The organism is Xenorhabdus sp. Sc-CR9 (genome assembly GCF_963897815.1).
Lineage (GTDB): Bacteria > Pseudomonadota > Gammaproteobacteria > Enterobacterales > Enterobacteriaceae > Xenorhabdus.
This window is the reverse complement of record NZ_CAWQTY010000024.1, coordinates 1-4634: the sequence shown is the minus strand read 5'-3', so window position 1 is coordinate 4634 and position 4634 is coordinate 1. Positions and strand designations below refer to the sequence as shown.

Annotated in this window: 4 protein-coding genes, 5 tRNA genes and 2 rRNA genes; 10 read left to right on the top strand and 1 reads right to left on the bottom strand. The window is 40.1% G+C overall.

All coding sequences use genetic code 11. From position 1 onward, the window contains the following. Nucleotides 1-10 precede the first annotated feature (10 nt). From rrf (AACQ81_RS01460) to birA, 5 genes are all read left to right on the top strand, one after another. A 5S ribosomal RNA gene (gene rrf, locus AACQ81_RS01460) occupies nt 11-126 on the top strand. A gap of 51 nt (nt 127-177) precedes the next feature. Then, nucleotides 178-253: transfer RNA gene (locus tag AACQ81_RS01455), tRNA-Thr, on the top strand. Between the two features lie 34 nt (nt 254-287). Then, nucleotides 288-403, top strand: a 5S ribosomal RNA gene (gene rrf / locus AACQ81_RS01450). A 157-nt stretch (nt 404-560) separates the two neighbouring features. Further along, nucleotides 561-1601: a UDP-N-acetylmuramate dehydrogenase gene (gene murB, locus AACQ81_RS01445; RefSeq protein WP_237388392.1), complete on the top strand. Its 1041-nt coding sequence runs from the start codon at nt 561-563 to the stop codon at nt 1599-1601. Then, a complete protein-coding gene (birA, locus tag AACQ81_RS01440) occupies nt 1598-2557 on the top strand; it encodes a bifunctional biotin--[acetyl-CoA-carboxylase] ligase/biotin operon repressor BirA (RefSeq protein WP_237388391.1) in 960 nt (319 codons plus the stop codon). Before murB ends, birA begins: the two co-directional genes overlap by 4 nt. 34 nt (nt 2558-2591) lie before the next feature. On the opposite strand, the gene coaA is transcribed toward birA, so the two are convergent. Continuing rightward, the gene (gene coaA, locus AACQ81_RS01435; RefSeq protein ID WP_237388390.1) at nt 2592-3542 is read right to left on the bottom strand and encodes a type I pantothenate kinase; all 951 of its coding nucleotides are present in this window, start codon (nt 3540-3542) and stop codon (nt 2592-2594) included. Between the two features lie 425 nt (nt 3543-3967). On the opposite strand from coaA, the gene AACQ81_RS01430 reads away from it, so the two are divergent. The 5 genes from AACQ81_RS01430 to AACQ81_RS01410 form a co-directional block, all read left to right on the top strand. Beyond that, a tRNA-Thr gene (locus tag AACQ81_RS01430) sits at nt 3968-4043 on the top strand. Between the two features lie 15 nt (nt 4044-4058). Beyond that, nucleotides 4059-4143 (top strand) — tRNA-Tyr (locus AACQ81_RS01425). Between the two features lie 100 nt (nt 4144-4243). Beyond that, nucleotides 4244-4318 (top strand) — tRNA-Gly (locus AACQ81_RS01420). A gap of 6 nt (nt 4319-4324) precedes the next feature. After that, nucleotides 4325-4400 (top strand) — tRNA-Thr (locus AACQ81_RS01415). Between the two features lie 106 nt (nt 4401-4506). Continuing rightward, nucleotides 4507-4634: GTP-binding protein (locus AACQ81_RS01410; RefSeq protein ID WP_230333040.1), on the top strand; the 128-nt coding region annotated here is incomplete at its 3' end.

Here is a 4634-nt window from a genome sequence, read left to right as displayed (position 1 = left end):
ACAGGATTTGTCTGGCGGCAAGAGCGCGGTGGTCCCACCTGATCCCATGCCGAACTCAGCAGTGAAACGCCGTTGCGCCGATGGTAGTGTGGGGTCTCCCCATGCGAGAGTAGGGCACTGCCAGACATCTAATTTATAAGTGTTGCCCATTTGGCACCGCTTTTTATTTTAGCATTTGCTGATATGGCTCAGTTGGTAGAGCACACCCTTGGTAAGGGTGAGGTCCCCAGTTCGAATCTGGGTATCAGCACCATGAATAATATGTTCGGCAAATAAAACAGAATTTGCTTGGCGGCGATAGCGCGGCGGTCCCACCTGACCCCATGCCGAACTCAGCAGTGAAACGCCGTAGCGCCGATGGTAGTGTGGGGTCTCCCCATGCGAGAGTAGGGAACTGCCAAGCTTTAATATAGTCAAAAGGCCACTCAAATGAGTGGCCTTTTGCATTTCTAATTATTTAATATTTTCAAGCAGATATAAATATTGGTTGACTGTGGTCTTATCTTTCAAATGTAGAGTCTGATAGACTACGACTAAATTATCTATTGAGCTTGAAGTGAATGTCTGCCCGTCAACCTACTGAACTAAAAGCGTTCAACACATTTGGCATTTCAGCTTGTGCTGATCATATCGCCACAGCAACCACTATTGAATCACTCTTATCTTTATGGCAAAAAGCACAGGGTAAAGACCAACCTATTTTATTGCTGGGAGGAGGAAGTAATGTCCTATTCACTGAAAATTTTAAAGGTACTGTGATTCTAAATCGTATTCTTGGTATTAATATACAAGAATCGGACACAGCATGGCATATACATGTTGGTGCAGGTGAAAATTGGCATGAGCTGATCACCTATTTACTCAAGCAACAGGTTTATGGCTTGGAAAATTTAGCTTTAATACCTGGAAATGTAGGCTCTGCCCCTATTCAAAATATCGGGGCATATGGGATTGAGTTTAAGCATGTCTGTGAGTATGTCGATTTTATTGAATTGAAAACAGGTAACTCTATTCGCCTTATGAAAAATGAGTGTGAATTTGCATACAGAGACAGCATTTTCAAACATCAATATAAGGATGGTTATGCTATTACAGCTGTGGGACTGAATTTGAATAAAGCGTGGGAACCAATATTGACTTATGGTAGTTTAGCTCAATTCTCACGAGAAGATGTTACACCAGAACAAATATTTTATGCTGTGTGTGAAATGCGCCAGAGTAAATTACCAGATCCTGCAATAATGGGAAATGTAGGAAGTTTCTTCAAAAACCCAATCATATCCGTCGGGTTAGCACAAAAAATTAAATCTCAGTATCCAAATTGCCCCCAATATCACCATAATGAAAATAGCGTAAAAACTGCTGCGGGTTGGCTAATCGATCAATGTAACTTGAAAGGCTATTCTATTGGTGATGCTGCAGTGCATACGCAGCAAGCATTGGTACTAATTAATAAAGGAAATGCAACGGGGAAAGATATTATTACTTTGGCTGCTTATGTGCGGAACAGGGTAGCGGAAAAATTTAATATCTTCTTAGAACCCGAGGTTCGCTTCATTGGTAGTAATGGGGAGATAGACGCAGTGGAGTGTATTTCATGAAAGATATTAGTATTCCGTTAAAATTAATTAAAATATTGTCTGATGGTGAGACTCATTCAGGACAGCAACTTGGCCAGGAATTGGGCATGAGTCGCGCAGGAATCAACAAACATATACAGACTATCCGTGAATGGGGAGTAGAAATTTTAACACTTCCAGGTAAAGGATATCGTTTTCCTGCTCCTATGAATCTTCTTGATAAAGAAATCATTGATAATTATCTTCCAAATGCTCATCTTGAAGTTATACCTGTTATTGATTCTACAAATCAATATTTGTTGGAGAAATTAGCCAAACTGAATTCAGGCGATTCTTGTGTTGCAGAATATCAATATGCAGGTAGAGGACGTCGTGGTAGGCAGTGGGTTTCTGCGTTTGGCCGAAATTTATATTTGTCGATGTATTGGCGATTAGAACAAGGGCCATCGGCTGCAATTGGTTTAAGTCTGGTAGTTGGAATAGTCATCACAGAAGTTCTTAACCGTCAGGGAGCCGAAAGAGTAAAAGTAAAATGGCCAAATGATCTATATTTAGATGATAAAAAATTAGCGGGAATATTAGTTGAATTAACCGGTAGAACGGGAGATGCAGCTCATATTGTTATTGGGATAGGTATGAATATCTCGATGAGTAGTGAGCAACAGAAATTAATTAACCAGCGGTGGACTAATTTACAGCAGGCGGGAGTGGTGGTTGAGCGGAACAAATTGATTTCGGAAATCATTGTTGAGCTAAAAGAAGCACTGCTCCAATTTGAAAAAGAAGGGTTATCTTCTTTTATCCATCGATGGCTTAAATTAGATAATTTTATTAATCGCCCTGTAAAATTAATTATTGGCGAACAGGAAATTTTTGGTGTTGCCCGTGGGATTGATCAACAAGGGGCACTATTGCTTGATATTAATGGTGTTATTACATCTTATATGGGTGGTGAAATTTCTTTGAGGAGTTGTTGAAGGGGAAAGCCGGAAATGTTTCCGGCTGTTTATTTTATTTCCTTAGCCTGACGCTTTCAATCGAATGATTGGTTCCTTTTGTCATAATCAAGCTAGCACGTTCTCTAGTTGGTAAAATATTTTGCTGTAAGTTTAATCCATTAATTTCCCGCCAAATATTTGATGCGATTTTTATCGCTTCTTCTGTAGTCAGCTTAGAATAGTCGTGAAAATAAGAATCCGGATCGGAAAAAGCACCTTGCCGAAACTTAAGAAAACGGCTGATATACCATTGTTCGAGTAATTCATCTGATGCATCGACATAAATGGAAAAATCAACAAAATCAGAAACAAATACATGGTGTGGCTCGTGTGGATAATCCATGCCACTTTGTAGAACGTTTAAGCCTTCTAGGATCAGAATGTCAGGCCTTTCTATAATAATTTGTTCATTGGGAACAATATCATAGCTCAGATGAGAATATACTGGCGCACTGACCTTTTCACTCCCTGATTTTATATCAGCAACGAATTTTACCAGGTTACGCATATCATAGGATTCAGGAAATCCCTTTTTTTTCATTAAACCACGTTCATTTAACACACTATTAGAGTGCAAGAAACCGTCTGTAGTGACTAACTTAACACGGCGATGTTCAGGCCAGCGGCTTAATAATGCTTGTAATAAGCGTGCGGTAGTGCTTTTTCCAACCGCAACACTGCCTGCGATACCAATTACGTAAGGAACTTTTTGTTCATCTGTTCCTAAAAATTGTTCAAGAACAGCTTGTCGCCGTAAATTGGAACTAATATAAAAATTAAGCAGGCGTGATAATGGAAGATAAATCTCGACTACTTCGTCTATTGAGATTTCTTCATTAATCCCTTTTAAAGCAGCCACCTCTTCTTCTGTTAATGTTAAAGGTACTGAGTCACGCAATGTTGCCCAATGTTCACGATCAAATTGTAAATATGGAGTTGTCAAAAAAGATTCTTTGTTATTCATAAGCCAACATCTGCCTGTCTATGCAGGTTGGACAGGTTGTTGAAAACACCCGTATCCGACAAAAAATAAATCTCATCATATCGGTTGCGTTATCGCAGGCGTAGAATTTTTTATGATTTTAGTAATTTTTTTGATGGTAAATACAAAATCCTAAAAAATGTTCGAGTTTCGAGGCTATTTTTTGGCAGTAATTTTTATTTTTTCAAAAAAAAGAATTTGGTGACGCAAATAATTTTCCAAAAATGATCAGTAAATACATTTGTTGCTTTCTGCTCCGTAAAGCTTTTTGCTTTTTATTTGAACTGAAACTATTGAGAAAATAATCGATATCATCAAAAGCGATTGTTTTGTGAGCGAAAGAATAAAAAAAACAATTTTTTTGTTGCATCGGGGGCCAACTCTACCTAAAATGCGCAGCACTTGATGCCGGCATAGCTCAGTTGGTAGAGCAACTGACTTGTAATCAGTAGGTCCCGAGTTCGACTCTTGGTGCCGGCACCATTAAAAATTTGGAAAGGTGGGGTTCCCGAGCGGCCAAAGGGAGCAGACTGTAAATCTGCCGTCACAGACTTCGAAGGTTCGAATCCTTCCCCCACCACCATTAACTAGTTTCCATCTTGAGTGTTTTGCTCGAGTTATACTCCAGACAAAACATTTGAGATACAAGATACAGCTGATTAAAGTCAGGTAGCCGAGTTCACGCGGGCATCGTATAATGGCTATTACCTCAGCCTTCCAAGCTGATGATGCGGGTTCGATTCCCGCTGCCCGCTCCAAGATGTGCTGATATAGCTCAGTTGGTAGAGCACACCCTTGGTAAGGGTGAGGTCGGCAGTTCGAATCTGCCTATCAGCACCACTTCATATGTTCTTATCTCCTGATTTTCTTCCTGTAAATATCTCGCAAGCAATTGCTTGGTTGATGTGGTGAAACCACCGATTCCGTGTCTTAGAGGGACAACCTAATGTCTAAAGAAAAGTTTGAACGTTCAAAACCGCACGTTAACGTTGGTACTATCGGCCACGTTGACCACGGTAAAACTACCCTGACTGCTGCAATCACCACCGTTTTGGCAAAAACCTACGGCGGTAG

What these genes read in the sequence shown, in the direction of transcription:
- birA (WP_237388391.1), top strand. Translation starts at nt 1,598, where the DNA reads ATGAAAGATATTAGTATTCCGTTAAAATTAATTAAAATATTGTCTGAT.
- coaA (WP_237388390.1), bottom strand. Translation starts at nt 3,542, where the DNA reads ATGAATAACAAAGAATCTTTTTTGACAACTCCATATTTACAATTTGAT.
- murB (WP_237388392.1), top strand. Translation starts at nt 561, where the DNA reads ATGTCTGCCCGTCAACCTACTGAACTAAAAGCGTTCAACACATTTGGC.